Source organism: Streptomyces capparidis (genome assembly GCF_054782095.1).
The window spans coordinates 105,103-120,244 of record NZ_BAAGTD010000016.1 but is presented as its reverse complement, the minus strand read 5'-3'; the positions used below and the strand labels follow the sequence as shown (position 1 = coordinate 120,244).

13 protein-coding genes and 1 pseudogene are annotated in these 15,142 nt (G+C 75.3%); 6 read left to right on the top strand and 8 right to left on the bottom strand.

From position 1 onward, the window contains the following. Window positions 1-147: 147 nt before the first annotated feature. Entirely contained in the window at window positions 148-1,077 is a 930-nt protein-coding gene (locus ACYVO2_RS15490; RefSeq protein ID WP_461008369.1) for a ribokinase, read from the top strand. 60 nt (window positions 1,078-1,137) lie between these two features. Here the strand turns inward: ACYVO2_RS15490 and ACYVO2_RS15485 are convergent. Beyond that, window positions 1,138-2,109, bottom strand: a pseudogene (locus ACYVO2_RS15485) (pectinesterase family protein); the annotation flags it as partial. 385 nt (window positions 2,110-2,494) lie between these two features. After that, window positions 2,495-3,463, bottom strand: coding sequence for a TerC family protein (locus ACYVO2_RS15480; RefSeq protein WP_461008368.1), 969 nt, complete (start codon window positions 3,461-3,463; stop codon window positions 2,495-2,497). Window positions 3,464-3,689: 226 nt separating this feature from the next. Here ACYVO2_RS15480 and ACYVO2_RS15475 point away from each other — a divergent pair, with 226 nt between their 5' ends. Beyond that, window positions 3,690-4,646 carry an NHL repeat-containing protein gene (locus ACYVO2_RS15475; RefSeq protein WP_461008367.1) on the top strand — a complete coding sequence of 319 codons (957 nt, stop codon included), beginning with the start codon at window positions 3,690-3,692 and terminating at the stop codon, window positions 4,644-4,646. A gap of 44 nt (window positions 4,647-4,690) precedes the next feature. Here ACYVO2_RS15475 and ACYVO2_RS15470 read toward each other — a convergent pair whose 3' ends face one another. Then, entirely contained in the window at window positions 4,691-5,656 is a 966-nt protein-coding gene (locus ACYVO2_RS15470) for a LysR family transcriptional regulator (RefSeq protein ID WP_461008366.1), read from the bottom strand. Window positions 5,657-5,811: 155 nt separating this feature from the next. On the opposite strand from ACYVO2_RS15470, the gene ACYVO2_RS15465 reads away from it, so the two are divergent. Together ACYVO2_RS15465 and ACYVO2_RS15460 are read left to right on the top strand one after the other, a co-directional pair. Then, on the top strand, window positions 5,812-6,633 hold the full coding sequence (locus tag ACYVO2_RS15465) for an EamA family transporter (RefSeq protein WP_461008412.1): 822 nt from the start codon (window positions 5,812-5,814) through the stop codon (window positions 6,631-6,633). 19 nt (window positions 6,634-6,652) lie between these two features. Then, entirely contained in the window at window positions 6,653-7,237 is a 585-nt protein-coding gene (locus tag ACYVO2_RS15460) for a sugar O-acetyltransferase (RefSeq protein ID WP_461008365.1), read from the top strand. A gap of 71 nt (window positions 7,238-7,308) precedes the next feature. Here the strand turns inward: ACYVO2_RS15460 and ACYVO2_RS15455 are convergent, their stop codons facing one another. From ACYVO2_RS15455 to ACYVO2_RS15445, 3 genes are all read right to left on the bottom strand, one after another. Then, the gene (locus tag ACYVO2_RS15455; RefSeq protein WP_461008364.1) at window positions 7,309-7,665 is read right to left on the bottom strand and encodes a tetratricopeptide repeat protein; all 357 of its coding nucleotides are present in this window, start codon (window positions 7,663-7,665) and stop codon (window positions 7,309-7,311) included. A gap of 136 nt (window positions 7,666-7,801) precedes the next feature. Next, entirely contained in the window at window positions 7,802-8,170 is a 369-nt protein-coding gene (locus ACYVO2_RS15450) for a (2Fe-2S) ferredoxin domain-containing protein (protein ID WP_461008363.1), read from the bottom strand. A gap of 126 nt (window positions 8,171-8,296) precedes the next feature. Next, on the bottom strand, window positions 8,297-10,066 hold the full coding sequence (locus ACYVO2_RS15445) for a pectate lyase (protein WP_461008362.1): 1,770 nt from the start codon (window positions 10,064-10,066) through the stop codon (window positions 8,297-8,299). 359 nt (window positions 10,067-10,425) lie between these two features. Between ACYVO2_RS15445 and ACYVO2_RS15440 the strand changes: the two genes are divergently transcribed. Continuing rightward, window positions 10,426-12,447 carry a vWA domain-containing protein gene (locus tag ACYVO2_RS15440; protein ID WP_461008361.1) on the top strand — a complete coding sequence of 674 codons (2,022 nt, stop codon included), beginning with the start codon at window positions 10,426-10,428 and terminating at the stop codon, window positions 12,445-12,447. 197 nt (window positions 12,448-12,644) lie between these two features. On the opposite strand, the gene ACYVO2_RS15435 is transcribed toward ACYVO2_RS15440, so the two are convergent. Then, the gene (locus ACYVO2_RS15435; protein ID WP_461008360.1) at window positions 12,645-13,256 is read right to left on the bottom strand and encodes a hypothetical protein; all 612 of its coding nucleotides are present in this window, start codon (window positions 13,254-13,256) and stop codon (window positions 12,645-12,647) included. Window positions 13,257-13,388: 132 nt separating this feature from the next. Then, a complete protein-coding gene (locus ACYVO2_RS15430; RefSeq protein WP_461008359.1) occupies window positions 13,389-14,039 on the bottom strand; it encodes an RBBP9/YdeN family alpha/beta hydrolase in 651 nt (216 codons plus the stop codon). A 51-nt stretch (window positions 14,040-14,090) separates the two neighbouring features. On the opposite strand from ACYVO2_RS15430, the gene ACYVO2_RS15425 reads away from it, so the two are divergent. Further along, window positions 14,091-15,065, top strand: coding sequence for a LysR substrate-binding domain-containing protein (locus ACYVO2_RS15425; RefSeq protein WP_461008358.1), 975 nt, complete (start codon window positions 14,091-14,093; stop codon window positions 15,063-15,065). The last annotated feature ends 77 nt before the right edge of the window (window positions 15,066-15,142 follow it).

The window sequence follows — 15,142 nt, the reverse complement described above, 5'->3', positions numbered from 1 at the left end:
ACATAGGGAGCGCTCGCCGGGGGCGGGGGGTGTGTGGTGAAGTGCCCGGTGAAGGCGTCGCCGGCGCGGCCGGGCCCGGTCCGCGACCCGCCGTCCGGACCGGCGGGCCCGGCGCCGCGCGCAGCCCCGACGAGGAGAGGATCCCGGATGGAGTCCGTCCACGACGTGGTGGTCGTCGGCTCGGCCAACGCCGACCTGGTGGTCCGGGTGGAGCGGCGGCCCGCGGCGGGCGAGACCGTGCTCGGCTCCGACCTGGCCACCCACCCCGGCGGCAAGGGCGCCAACCAGGCCGTGGCCGCCGCCCGCCTCGGCGCCAGGACGGCCCTGCTGGGCCGGGTCGGCGACGACGCGCACGGCAGGCTCCTGCTGGCCGCGGTCTCCTCGGCGGGCGTGGCCACCGGCGCGGTGCTGACCGGCGGCGCGCCGACCGGTGTGGCGCTGATCGTCGTCGGCCCGGAGGGGGACAACAGCATCGTGGTGTCGCCCGGCGCCAACGCCCTGCTGTCCCCGGCCGACGTGCGGGCCTCGGCGCGACTGCTGCGCTCGGCGCGGGTGGTGAGCCTGCAACTGGAGGTCCCGCTCGCCACCGTCGCCGCGGCGGTGCGCGCCGCGGGCCCCGCCACCCGGGTGGTGCTCAACCCCTCGCCGCCCGCGCCGCTGCCGGAGGAGGTGCTCGCGGCCTGCGACCCGCTGGTGCTCAACGAGCACGAGGCGCGGGCGCTGCTCGGCGGCGACGGCAAGGGGCCCGGCGGGGGCACGCCGCCCGGTGACGATCCCGAGCGGTGGTGCGCGGCGCTGCTGGCGCGCGGGCCGCGGTCGGTGGTGGTGACGCTCGGCGCGGACGGCGCGGTCGCGGCCGACGCCTCGGGCGCGGTGCGGGTGCCCGGGCTGCCCGTCGCCGCGGTGGACACCACCGGCGCGGGCGACGCCTTCACCGGCGCCCTGGCCTGGCGGCTGGCCCGCGGCGACACGCTCGCCGCCGCGGTGCGCCTCGCGGTGCGGGTGGGCGCCGCCGCCGTCACCCGGCCCGGGGCGCAGGACTCCTTCCCGACCCTCCGGGAGGTCCCGGCGCCGTGACCCGGCACCGTCGGCCCGCCCCTGGCGCGCGGGGCCGCCGGGCGGCCCCGCGCGGCGCGGTCAGGACGCGCCCGGGGTCCACCCGGCCAGCCAGTCGGCGATCTCGTGGTCGGCGGCCTGGGCGTCGGTGAGCATCGGCCGCTCGCTGCTCGCGGGGCCGGAGCCGGGCCCGGTGTTGCGGTACTCGGCGAACCGGTCGTCCTTCCAGGAGAAGCCGCTCATGTCCGTCCACGGCGTGGTCCTGACGGCGTCGCTGAGGTTGGTGTTGCGCACGACCGCCTGCGGGTCGAGGGTGGCGTCGCCCCCGGCGTGCCAGGGGCGGCCCAGGTGGAAGGTCCTGGCGCCGACGTCGCCCCTGACCGTCGAGTTGACGATCAGGAAGCCCTTGCGGCCGGCGGCGGTGCTCGGCGCGGTCACGTACCCCGCCGAGGTGCCGTTCCACCGCTTCTTCAGCGTGATCACCGACTTGTCGATGACGGCGCTGGCCCGGCCGAAGATGAAGTCCACGTTGCCGACGACCTCGGAGTTGGCCATGTACACCCGGCCGAGCGTCTCCTTGGCCGCGGTGTTGAGCAGCAGGCTGTCCTGGTCGCCGGTGACCAGGACGTTGTCCAGCACGATCCGGTCGCCGGCGGTGCGCAGCGCGACGGCCTGCTGGGCGCTGATGTGCTGGTTGGCGGCCTCGTCGAAGTCGTTGGAGACGGTGAGGTTGCGGGCCTGGAACTCGTTGGCGTCCACCGAGACGCTGGCGCTGCCGCTGGTGCCGTAGGTGCCGCCGCCTGGCTTGGGCGTGCCGCTGGCGTTGTTGTACACGAGCACCACGTCCCGGCGGCTCGCCCCGGTGCCCTGGAAGGTGATGTACGGCTTGTTCGAGGGGACCTGCACCAGCTCCCGGTAGGTGCCGGGCGCGATCCGGATGACGACGCGCTGCGAGTTGCCCGCGGGCACGGCGTTGACCGCCGCCTGGACGGTCGAGTACTGGCCGCTGCCGTCCTTGGCCACGGTGATCGTGGTGGCGGCGGCGGGGGCGGCGCCGGCGTCGCCGGTGCCGGAGACGACGGCGGCCGTGGCCGCCAGCGCGGCGGCGGCGCCGAGTGCGGTGCGCCGCCGGCGTCCGCGCGCCGTGCGGCCGGTGGTGTCGAGCGCGGTGGTGTCCATGAGCCCGTCCTGTCCCGAAGCGGAATGAGGGTGGTGGGGCAGGCCGCGGAGGTGCCGCGGGGCGCCGGGTCCCGTCCGGCGGCCGACGGCCCTGGCAGGCCCCGGAACGCGCGCTTCCGGCGGCGCCCCGCTGCCGCCGCCCATGGGGAGGGACCTTACACCGGGTTCATCCACATGAACAGATGTCAGGAACGCTTGACTCGTGGCCTGTTGTGATAGGTGCGTCGCCTTCTGGCTCGGACATGTTCATGTGCGATGTTCAGTCATGTGAACCCGCTGTCTCGTGCGCCTGCCGCTTCGACGCCCACAGGCTCGTCGCCGTGGTGACGGCCAGGACGGTGCAGATGACGCCGAGCGAGACGGGGATGCTGATCTCCGGCACGTGCACCCCGGACTCGTGCAGGGCGTGCAGCACCAGCTTCACGCCGATGAAGCCGAGGATCACCGACAGGCCGTAGGAGAGGTGGACCAGCTTCTTCAGCAGCCCGCCGATGAGGAAGTAGAGCTGCCGCAGGCCCATCAGCGCGAAGGCGTTGGCGGTGAAGACGATGTACGGGTCCTGGGTGAGCCCGTAGATCGCCGGGATGGAGTCCAGCGCGAACAGCACGTCGGTCGAGCCGATCGCCAGCATCACGACCATCATCGGGGTCATCACGCGCCTGCCGTCGCGCCGCACGAACAGCTTGGTGCCGTGGTACCTGTCGGCCACACCGAACCGGCGCTCCACCGCCTTGAGCAGCTTGTTCTCCTCGTACTCCTCCTCGTGCCCGCCCTTGCGGGCGTCCTGGACCAGCTTCCAGGCCGTCCAGACCAGGAAGGCGCCGAAGATGTAGAACACCCAGGAGAACGCGGAGATGATCGCGGCGCCCGCGGCGATGAAGCCCGCGCGCAGCACCAGCGCCATCAGCACCCCGACCATCAGCACCCGCTGCTGGTACACGGTGGGCACCGCGAACTTCGCCATGATCAGCACGAACACGAACAGGTTGTCCACGCTGAGCGACTTCTCGGTGATGAACCCGGCGAAGAACTCGCCCGACGGCCCGCCCCCGGCCACCGCCAGCAGGCCGAGCCCGAAGGCGACGGCGAGGGCCATCCAGACGGCCGACCAGATGCCGGCCTCCTTGAGGGAGACCTCGTGCGGTCTGCGTCCGATGAGGAAGTCGACGGCGATGAGCGCGCAGAGCGTGACGATGGTCAGCGCCCACACACCGAGGGATACGTTCACTGTGCCTCCGGAGCGGGTGGTGCTGCCGCACAGCGTTACCGCCGACCGCGGGGCGTTCCACCCAGGGAAGGTAAACAAAGTCCCACGATGCGGTCGCAACCGCCCACGTCCCCGGTTCCGGCTCCGGTTCCGGTGTGGCGTGCGAGGCCGACGGGAACCGAGTGTCGGGCAGCCGGGTTCCCCACCGGGCCCCGCCGAACCATGGACACCCACCCGAGGAGCGACGATGACCGCACGCACCCTCACCAGGCGGGCACTGCTCGCCGCCGCCACCACCGCGGGCGCCGCCGCCCTGCCGGGCACCGCCACGGCCCGCACCCTCGCCGGGCGGGGGCAGCCCGTCACCTCCGCGGCCCTGCCGGACGGCTTCGCCCCCGAGGGCATCGCCATCGACCGGCACGGCATCGCCTACTTCGGCAGCCGTGTCACCGGCGCCGTCCACCGCGTGGACCTGGCCACCGGCGCCGGGTCCGGGCTCGCCGCCGGCCCCGGCACCCCCTGCCTCGGCCTGAAGGCCGACCGGGCCGGACGGCTGTTCGCCGCGGGCGGCACCGGGGGAGACGCCCGGGTGCTGGACACCGCCACCGGCAGGACGCTCGCCGCCTACCGCCTGCTCACCCCGCCCGCCACCGGGTTCGTCAACGACGTGGTCCTCACCCCGGACGCGGCCTTCCTCACCGACTCGCACCACCCCGTGCTGTACGTCCTGCCGCTGGGCCCCCGCGGCGCCCTGCCCGCGCCGCGCGACATCGTCGCCGTGCCGCTGACCGGCTTCCCCCAGCCCGCCGCCGGCCTGGGCGCCAACGGGATCACCACCACCCCGGACGGCCGCGCGCTGCTGGTGGTGCACACCTCGGGGGGCGCCCTGTACCGGGTCGATCCGCGGACCGGCGCCGCCGCCGAGGTGGACCTGGGCGGCGCGTCGCTGGCGCACGGGGACGGGCTGCTGCGCCGGGGACGCACCCTGTACGCGGTGCTCAACCGCGTCAACCGGCTGGCCGTGATCACCCTCGACGCCCGCGGCCGCACCGGCGCCGTCACGGGCACGGTCACCGCCCCCGCCTTCGACGTGCCCACCACCGTCGCGGCGTACCGCGGCCGCCTGTACCTGCCCAACGCCCGCTTCACCACCCCGGTCGCCGGGAGCACCGCCTACCACGTGGTGTCCGTGCCCCTCCCGTGACCGGCCGCCGCCCCGCGCGAGGCCGGCCGCGCGCCGGCCCGCCCCTACCGCCGCCGGTACAGGTCCGTCAGCAGGGCCACGGCGGCGTGCGTGGCCGGGTGCGGGTCGTGGCGGCGCCAGATCAGCCGCACCGGCACGGGGCCGGCGTCCCGCAGCGGGCGGAAGACCACGCCGTCGCGCCGGTACTGGGTGACGGTGCTCTCCGGGGTGACGCCGACGCACCGGCCTCCGGCGATCATGGCGAGCCAGTCGTCGATGTCCTGGGTGTACTCCACCTCGGGCCGGGCCCCGGCGGGCCACAGGTCGAGCGTGGTGGTGCCGGTGCGCCGGTCGATGAGCAGGACCCGCTCGCGGATCTCCGCCAGGCGCACGGAGCGCCGCCGCGCCCACGGGTCGTCGGCCGCCATGGCGCAGTAGCGGCGCTCGTGGCCGACGACCGCGGCGGCGAAGCGCCGCTCGTCGAACGGCGCGCGGGCCACCGCGATGTCGCACAGCCCCTCGGCCAGCCCTCCGGTGGCGGTGTTGGCGCGGACCAGGTGCAGGTCCACGTCCGGGTACCGGGCCGCCCACCGGCGCTGGAACTCCCGCGTGTGGCGGCCCATCGCGGACCAGGCGTGGCCGATCCGCAGCCGGGTGTGGCCCGTGGTGGCCTCCCGCACCAGGTCCTCCGCCTCGGCGAGCAGATGCCTGGCCCGCGCGAGCACCTGCACGCCCGCGGTGGTGGGGGTGACGTTCCTGCTGGTGCGGTGCAGCAGCCGCACCCCGAGCACCCGCTCGAGCGACAGCAGCGTGCGGGACACCGCGGCCTGCGAGACGCCCAGCTCGATGGCGGCGTCGGTGAAGCTGCCGGTGTCCACGATCGCCACCAGGCAGCGCAGGTGCCGCAGCTCGAGCTCCCCGGCCCCGGCGGCCCCCGCGGGCCGGCGCCCGCCCGCCGCACCCCGGGCCGCACCCCGCCCCGCGGACCCGCGCGCGCTCCCGGCCGGGCCGTCCCTGTCCGCCCCATGCATGACTGAAGCGTATGCGAATGGGCGTGCATGCATTTTGCGCATCCGCGCCGCACCGACACGCTCCGGCCATGGAGATGTCCGTACACAAGGGGCGGACCCGGGGCGGCGCGCCCGCCGGGGGCGGCCGGGCCGGGCGCGGCGGGCGCCGGGCGGGTGTGGCGCTGATGTTCGGCAGCGGCCTTTCCAACCAGGTCGGCGCGGCCACCGGCGCGCTGGCCTTCCCCGTGCTCGGCCCGCCCGGGGTGGTGGCGGTGCGGCAGTGGGTGGCCGGGGCGGTGCTGCTGGCCGTAGGCCGGCCGCGGGTGCGCGGGTTCACCCGGCGGCAGTGGTGGCCGGTGCTGGCCCTGGCGGCGGTCTTCGCCACGATGAACCTGTCGCTGTACACGGCCGTGGACCGGGTGGGCCTCGGCCTCGCGGTGACGCTGGAGTTCCTCGGCCCGCTGGCGGTCGCGCTCGCCGAGTCCCGCCGCCGGCTCGACCTGGGGTGCGCGCTCGTCGCCGGGGCCGCGGTCGTCGCCCTCGCCCGCCCCCGGCCGAGCACCGACTACCCGGGCATCGCCCTGGGCCTGCTGGCCGCCGCCTGCTGGGCCTGCTACATCCTGCTCAACCGGGTCGTCGGCGCCCGGCTGCCGGGCGTCCAGGGGCCCGCGGCCGCGGCCGGGGCGTCCGCCCTGCTGTACGTGCCGGTCGGCGCGGTGGTGCTGGTCCACCACCCGCCGACCGCCGGGGCGCTGGGCTGCGCCGCCGCCGCGGGCGTGCTGTCGTCGGCGGTGCCGTTCCTCGCGGACATGCTGGCGCTGCGCCGGGTCCCGGCCCGCTTCTTCGGCGTCTTCATGAGCGTCAACCCGGTGCTCGCGGTGCTGGTCGGCCTGGTGGTGCTGGGCCAGTCGCCGGACGCCGTCGAGTGGCTCGCCGTCGCGGCCGTGGTCGGCGCCAACACCGTCGCCGTCGCCACCGCCCGCGACGGCTGGGGCTGACGGACGTACGGTCGTGCCCATGCCCGACTACTTCGCCGATGACCCCCGGACCAACCGCGAGCGGATGCTCGCCGGAGACCTGTACATTGCCGACGATCCCGAGATCGCCCGCGAGCAGCAGCGCGCCGTGCGCCTGGCCGCCGCCTACCTGGCCGCCTACGCGCAGGACGTCGAGGCGGCGCGGCCGATCGTCGAGGAGCTGGTCGGTGACCTCGCGCCCACCGCCCACATCCGGCCGCCCCTGTACGTCGACTACGGCACCCACCTCTCCGTCGGCGAGGGCACCTTCGTCAACTACAACCTCACCGCGCTGGACGTCGCGCCCATCAGGATCGGGCGGGACTGCCAGATCGGCCCCAACGTGCAACTGCTCACGCCCACGCACCCGCTGGAGCCGGGGCCGCGCCGCGACAAGCTGGAGGCGGCGCGGCCCATCACCATCGGCGACAACGTGTGGCTGGGCGGCGGCGTCATCGTGCTGCCCGGTGTGACCATCGGCGACGACAGTGTGATCGGCGCCGGCGCCGTTGTCACCCGGGACGTCCCGGCGGGCGTCGTCGCCGTGGGCAACCCGGCCCGGGTGGTCCGCTCGGTGCACGGGTAGCCGCGCGGCGGTCCCAGCCGTGCCGTGGGGGCGGACCCGGCCGGGTCCGCCCCCACGGCGCCTTCCTTCTCCTACGCCCGGTCCGCGGGCGCCGCGGACGGGCCGCGGAGCGCCGAGGCCGTGCGCAGCCACCGCTCCGCCTCCGCGTTCCGGCCCTGCCGCTGGAGGGTGCGCCCCAGCATCAACTGGGCGTAGTCCTCCACCGGGTCCAGGCGGATCACCTCGCGCAGCTCCCGCTCGGCGCGGCGCAACTGGGCGGAGTGGTAGTAGGCGCGGGCCAGCAGCAGCCGGGGGGCGACCTGCCCCGGGGCGTCGTCCACCACGCCGGCGAGGATGCGGGCGGCCTCGGCGTAGTCCTTCGCGTCGAAGAACAGCCGGGCCCGCGCCCAGCGCTCCGCGGTGCTCCCGTCCAGCCGGTCCCAGGTCATGACGGCTCCTCTCCCGCGTGCGCGGTGCGGCACGCGTTCGGTGGGGGCGGGCCGGTCCCTGCCGGCTCTCCGCCCCCGGGGTCCGTTGAACATTGAACTTCCTGGGTTCATTCCGGCCGGTGCCCCGCCGCCCCGGTCAGCCGACGGCGCGGCCCGGCGGGGTGAACGTGTACAGCTCCAGGACCTCGGGCGGCTCGGCGACCCCGGGGCCGCCCGCCTCGACCCACGCGGCGATGTCCTCGAACGCCTCGGGGTCGTTGACCAGCCCCAGCCACACCGGGCGCCCGCCCGCTGCCCGCCCCCGCGCCGAGGGCTGCACCACCACCACGTTCGCCCGCTCGCACACGTCCAGGCACGCGGAGATCCGCACCGGCACCCGCCCGGCGAGCCACGCGGTGCGCTCCGCGTGGTCCACCCCCGGCACCTTGGCGCTGCCGCAGCAGCAGTCCCGGCACACCGTCACCCGGCACGGTGCCGGCCCCGCCGGCGACGACTCCATGGACATGCCGACGACCATCCCCCTCCGGGACCGTGCCCGACCCGTTTCCGCCGGTCATCATGGCAGAGGGGCCGCCCGGCACCCGGACGGGGCCCCGCCCGCGCCCGCCCCCGCGCCGCGGGGGCGCGCGCCTCAGGCTCCCGCCACATGCGCCGTCAGCCGGGCCAGGTTCGCGGTGAACGTCTCGGTGGTGATGCCCTCGGCGCGCTCCGCCGGGGTGTACGGCGGCTCCTGCGGGGGCGTGCGCGGGTCGTAGGGCGAGGTGTCGTGGACGTCGCCGACGTCGGTGCTCATGAACGCGCGCCCGTCGTACGGCTCGTCGGTGCCGGGGCCGGCGCAGGGGTTGGTGGTCACGGGGATCGCCGAGCGCCAGTGGCCGCGGTCGCCCAGCTCGGCCACCAGCCGGGCCGCCTCGTCCGCGCCGACCGCGGGCAGCGGCGAGGGCGCCCCGGCGAACAGGTCGGTGAGCTCCGGGCGCCTGACGGAGAACCAGCGCGGCAGCGCCCCGCCGCGCGGGCTCATCGGCGACCGCTCCACCATGGCCGCGACCTCCGCGTCCGGCATCGCGGCCAGCTCCTCGTAGGTGGCCCACAGCGCGGCCGGGTTCAGGTTCTTGGCCGCGGGGGAGTGCTTGAGGGTGTGGCGGTGGTCGTGGTCCCAGTAGTAGGCGCCGTTGCGGACGTTGGACCCGAAGCGGTGCACGAACCTGGCCCGGTTGCTGCCGAGCTCCACATGGGTCGGATGGGTGCGGCCGGCCAGCAGCGGGTTCTCCTCGATCTGCCGGGGCGTCAGCCGGCAGGTCTCCAGCCACGCCAGCGCCTCCGGCACGCGCCGCAGGAAGGCGCGGTCGCCGGTGAGGCGGAAGTAGTGGAACAACTGGCGCACATTGGTCTGGGTGACGGCGGGAGCCAGGGCCCGCGGCTCGTAGGAGCGCGCGCTGGCCGGGGCCCCCGCGGGACGGCCGCCCCGCGGGCGGGCCAGGTGCTGGGCGCCCCACCCGGCCTGCGGGCCGGGTCGCTGCTGGCGGCGCAGGCACTCCATCGCCCGCCGCACCGGCCCGGTCAGCTCGCGGCGGCCGAGGCCCACGGCGCACATCAGCAGGAACTTGACGTTCTCGCCGAGCACGTCGTCGTTGAAGGTCACCTGGCTCGTGTAGTCGCCGTCCTCCATGGCGGGCCGGGCGTCGGCCGGGACCCAGGACGGCACGTGGTCCGGCCACGGCATCGCGTCCACGCCGCGCACCGCCGGGTACCGCTGCGGCCAGCCGCCGTCCGCGGTGCCGCCGCGCAGTTGGGAGCGGAGCACGAAGCCGACGGCCCGCCCCAGGGCCCGCCCGAACCTGCGGTCGCCCCGCTCCAGGTACAGCCGCAGCAGCAACTGCCCCGCGGTGGAGGTGGTGGCGTCGTCGAAGGTGGCGTTGCCGTAGTGGTGCTGGAACTCCTCCAGCCGCCAGCCGTTGGCCCCGACCGTGGCGTACCACTCGCGCAGCGCGTCCTCGCCCGCGAAGTCGTGCACGTAGTTCCACCCGCCGGATGGGTGCTGAGCGGCGACCAGGGCCAGGCCGGTGCGCTCGGCGGCGCGGTACAGGCGCTCCTCGCCGGTGGCGTGGTAGGCGTCCAGCAGGCCGTGCCCCACGGACGGGGTGCCCGGCGGCTGCACCCAGCACATGGTGCGCCGCGCCCGCATCTCGCCCCAGCGGGCGGAGAGGTCGGGCAGGTAGTTCCACACATAGCCGCCGCGGTAGGAGACTTCCTCATCCATGAACTCGGCGGCCCGCACCATGGCCCGCACCACCGCGCCCCGGTCCACCGCCCGGGCGGTCCCCCCGGTGCCGAGCGCCGCCCCCGCGCCCAGCGTGACCGGCACGACCGCACCCACGAACGTCCGTCGGCTCATCGTCATGCCCACGTCGTACCACCGGGGGCGGACGGGCTCAATGGGTTCGTCAGCACGACTCTTGTTCACGTACGTGAACATGGGGTGCGTCGGCCCGGGGTGCGGGCCGCCGCCCCGCGCCGACTTCCGAAGGGCATTCCAGCGCATCGAAATCCCAGAAAATTCCGCCCATTTATTCGAACTTTCGTACTGGCAATACATCAGGCGAGCGTATTTCTGGCGGGGAAATCCATATCGTGACCTGAAACGCTAATACGCTCATCCTTTCTTATTGACGAAAGCGTCACCACGCCGCGAGGCTTCCCCCGCAGCCGCCAGGACGGCGCACCAGGTGCCGTCCGGCCGCCGATTCCGGGGGGGGAATCATGCGCACAGCCCTGCGCCGACGCAGGACAGGTCCACGAAGAGCCGTCACCACCGCGGTGGCGCTGGCCGTCGCCACGACCGCCGCCCTGGCCTGGGCGCCGGCCGCGACCGCCGCGCCGGCCCCGGGGGCCTCGGCGAGCCCCACCACGATCAGCAGGTTCGGCACCTCCACGGTGCAGCTCACGCTCGACGGCGAGTCCAGCACCCAGTCCACGCCCACCGACCTGGTGCTGGTGCTGGACGAGTCCGGCAGCATCAACGGCACCGAGTACCAGCAGATGAACGACTTCGCCGAGAGTGTCGTGGACGGCGTCGCGGGCCACGGCCTGTTCGCCAACGGCGGCACGGTCGGCGTGGTCGGGTTCTCCAACACCGGGGAGACCGTCCACCCGCTCGACGGCGACAAGGAGGCCGTCAAGGCCGCCATCCAGAACAACCCCAAGCAGAACGGGGGCACCTGCATCTCCTGCGGCCTGACGCAGGCCAAGACCGTCCTGGGCGCCGACGAGCCCGACCGGAACGAGGTCGTCCTGGTCATCACGGACGGCAACCCCAACACCGGCGACCCGACCAAGGAGCGGGCCGAGGAGCTGCACCCGCGGGCGACGGTGATCGCGGTCGGCGTCGGCGACGGCGTCAACCAGGCCACGCTGGAGACCGTCGCCAGCGGCCCGGGAGCGGACAACACCTTCTCCGTGGGCGACTTCGGCGACCTCGACAAGGCGCTGAAGGCGATCGTCGAGGCCATCGTGGTGCCGGGCGCCACCAACCCGAGGATCGACGTCACCCTGGACGCGCCGTGGCGGCTGGTCCCGGGCACGGTCACCGCCAACCTGCCCGGCTCCGGCATCGGGAACGTCACCGACACCGGCTTCACCTGGACGCGCGCCCAGCTCGGCGACGAGAACCTGGTCATCACCTACCAGGTGAGGCACCAGGGCGCCCCGTGCGGACCGCTGAACGTCAACCAGTCCGTCGACTACACCGACGACGAGGGCGCGCCGGTGGTCTTCCCCGCGGTGCAGGTCACCGTCGAATGCCTGCCCCCGGTCGCCGACGCGGGCCAGGACCGCGCCGTGGACGAGGGCACCTCGACGACCCTGGACGGCTCCGCCAGCCACGACCCGGACGGCACCGTCGTGTCGTACGCGTGGAGCGGCGCCGACGCCGGGGTGGGCGCACTGGCCGACGCCGACCAGGCGGTGGCCACCTACCAGGGCCTGGACGACGGCGCGGACGAGGTGAAGCTGACCGTCACCGACGACAACGGCCTCACCGACGACGACACCGCCACGGTCACGGTGAAAAACGTCGCCCCCGACCTCACCCTCGGCCCCTGCCCCGTCGACCCGCACAAGGTCGGCACCGACGTGTCCTTCACCGGCTCCTTCACCGACCCCGGGGTGCTCGACACCCACACGATGACCGTCGACTGGGGTGACGGGCAGGTCACCGGCGTCCCCGGCGTCAGCTCGCCGGTCGGCGCCGCCCACCAGTACACCGCGGCCGGGATCTACACCATCAGCGTCACCGTCACCGACGACGACGGCGGCTCCGACACCGCGGACTGCGGCTTCGTCGTGGTGTACGACCCCGACGGCGGGTTCGTCACCGGCGGCGGCACCCTTCACTCGCCCGCGGGCGCCTACCCGGCCGAGCCGGGTGCCACCGGGACGGCCAACTTCGGCTTCGTCTCCAAGTACCACAAGGGCGCCGAGGTGCCGTCCGGCCAGACCGAGTTCCAGTTCAAGGCGGGCAGCCTCAACTTCCACTCCACCGGCTACCAGTGGCTGGTCGTGGCCGGGGACAAGGCCGTCTACAAGGGCAGCGGCACGGTGAACGGCCAGAGCGGCCACGCCTTCATGCTGACCGCGATCGACGGCGACCCGGACCGGCTGCGGATGCGCATCTGGCGCACCGCCGACGACACGCTCGTCTACGACAACCAGAAGGGCGCGGCACCCGACGCCGACCCGGCGAACGCGATCTCCAAGGGCCAGATCGTGATCCACAAGAACTGACCGCCCTCCCGTCGCCCCACCCGCCGCCCCAGCGGCGGGTGATGCGACGGGTGGTGACCCCAGCGGGGGGTGGGGCAACGGGGTGGTGACCCCAGCGGTGGGTGATGCGCCGGGATGGTGACCCCAGGCGGCCGGTGCTCCTCGCGAGCACCGGCCGCCTCCGCCGTGCCCGCCACCGCCTGCTCCGGCCGGCGCGTCTACTCCGGGCCGGCCCTCGCCGCCACATGACGGCAGATCTGGCCGAAGACGCGCCACAGCCGGGCGACGTCCGTGTCGAAGCAGTTCTTGGCCTGGAGGTAGAGGTCCGCCTGCGGCTGGAGGGCCCCGGTGCTGTGCGGGGAGACGACGAAGTGCAACCCGAGGGCCAGCCGCGCGCAGTACCGGTCGAGCGCCTCCCGGGCGGCGTCCAGCCAGCGGTAGGTGGCGTTCACCTCCCCGCGGGCCGCGGCCAGGCGGGCCAGCAGCAGGGACGTCTCGTAGGCGCCGCGGTGGTTGCGGGCCGCGGACAGGCCGCCGTCGGCGCTGATGCGGTGCCGCGCCCGGCCGAGCGGGCCGCGCACCTGGGCGTTGGCCGTGTACGTCTCGTGGGCCCGGTGCAGGCAGCGCGCCAGGCGCGCGTAGTGCTCGCGGGCGTCGGTGCTCGCCACCGGGCCGGTGTCGAGGGGGACGGCGCGGCAGCCGCGCCCGGTCACCGACGCGAGCACCAGGGCGCACTCGGCCTCGGCGAGCGACGCCTCGGTCTCCAGAGGGCGCAGCGTCCACTGCCGGATCTGCTCGAGGCGGCGCACGGCCGAGTCGGCGGACTCCATGCGGCGCTCCCTCCTTCCCGGGGCGGACGGGCTCGCCGCGCTCACGCCGTGACCGGCGAGCACCCTCCCATCGTGCGCCCCACCGCCCCGGGCCGCACGTCGGCGGCGGCCGCGCGCTCGGCCGCGCGGCGTTCACCCCTCCGCGGGCCGCGGGCCGAGGCGGGTGCCCGGGTCGAGGCACCAGGCGAGCACGTCCGGCCACGAGCCGTACCCCGCGGTCAGGTCCAGGTGGCCGCCGCCGGGCACCACGTCGGTGTCCAGGCCCAGCGGAGCGCCGTAGTGCGCCGCGGCGCCGCCCGCGCAGTACTCGTCCTCGTCCCCGGCGACCAGGCGGGTGTCCGCGGCGGCGGCCAGGTCCGCCGGGGTCAGCCGTGGCGGCACGAATCCGGCCACCTCGGGGTAGCTCGCGGTCACCGCGACGGAGGGCGGCGCGACCAGCAGCACCCGGTCGGCCAGCCGCCGCCCCGGGTGCCGCGCCACCAGGTGCAGCCACACCAGGACCGACAGGCTGTGGCACAGCACCACCCGCTCCCGGCCGCGCAGCGCGTCCAGGTGCCGGACGGACTCCGCGAGCCAGGTCTCCAGGTCGGGCTCGTCGGCGTCCGGGAGCTGCGGGTAGCCCACCGGGTGGCCCAGGCGGGTCAGTTCGCCGGCGAGCCAGTGCTGCCAGTGGCCCGGGGGCCGGTGGTTCTGCCAGCCGTGCAGGATGAGGAAGCCCTGGCCGGGAGCGGTGTCCGCCGCGGCGGACACCGGGCCGGGCGCGGGAGTGGCGGATGCGGTCATGGCAGCGATCCTGGCGGCCCCCAACGCTTCAGGTCCAGTTAATCTTTCTGCATGGAACAGGTGAGCGAAGCCTTCACCATCGATCTGCGCCGCCTGGGCGCGCTGCGGGAGCTCCACCGCCGCGGCAGCCTCGCCGCGACCGCGGCCGCGCTGCACCTGACCCCGTCGGCGGTGTCCCAGCAGATCGCCGCCCTCTCCCGCGAGCTGGGCGTCCCGCTGATCGAGCGGCAGGGCCGCGGGGTGCGGCTCACCGGCCAGGCGCGCATCGTGCTGGAGCACGCCGACCGCATCGCCGCCCAACTGGAGCGGGCCCGCGCCGACCTCGCCGCGTGGGCGGGCGGCGAGCGGGGAGCGGTCACCGTCGGCGCGTTCTCCAGCGCCATCTCCGGCCTGCTGCCGCCGGTGCTGCGCGCCCTGGCCCGGCGGCGGCCCGGCATCGAGGTCACCGTCGTGGAGGCCGAGCCGCCCGGCCTGTTCACCCGGCTCGACGCGGGGGACGTCGACGTGGCCGTCGCCGTGGACTTCGGCGACGCGCCCACCCACACCGACCGCCGCTACACCCGCACCGACCTGCTCACCGACGTCCTGGACGTGGCCCTGCCCGCGGACCACCGGCTCACCGGCCTGACGAGCGTGCCGCTGCGCGAGCTCGCCGCCGACCCGTGGGTGGTCGGGGACGCCAGGACCTGCTGCGGCGCCGTGACCCGCGCGGTGTGCGCGGCGGGCGGCTTCACCCCGGACGTCCGCCACGCCGTGAACGACTGGCAGTCCCTGGCCGCGCTGGTCGAGGCGGGCGCGGGCGTGGCCCTCGTCCCGCGCCTGGTGCAGCCCCTGCACCGTCCCGGCCTGTCGGTGCGGCCGGTCGAGGGGCAGGCGCCGTCCCGCAACGTCTTCGCGGCGGTGCGCGCGGGCTCGGAGCGCTCCCCGGCGCTCGCCGCGGTCCTGGAGCACATCGGGGCGGCGGCCCGCGGCACGGCCGCCGCGCCCCGGACGCGGGGCTCCCGGCCTCCCGCGGAGCGCCGCTGACGCGGCGTCGACGCGCCGTCGATTGGACTCGTGCACATCGGCGCCGGGCGGGCGGATGGGCGGAAGCACACGTTCCA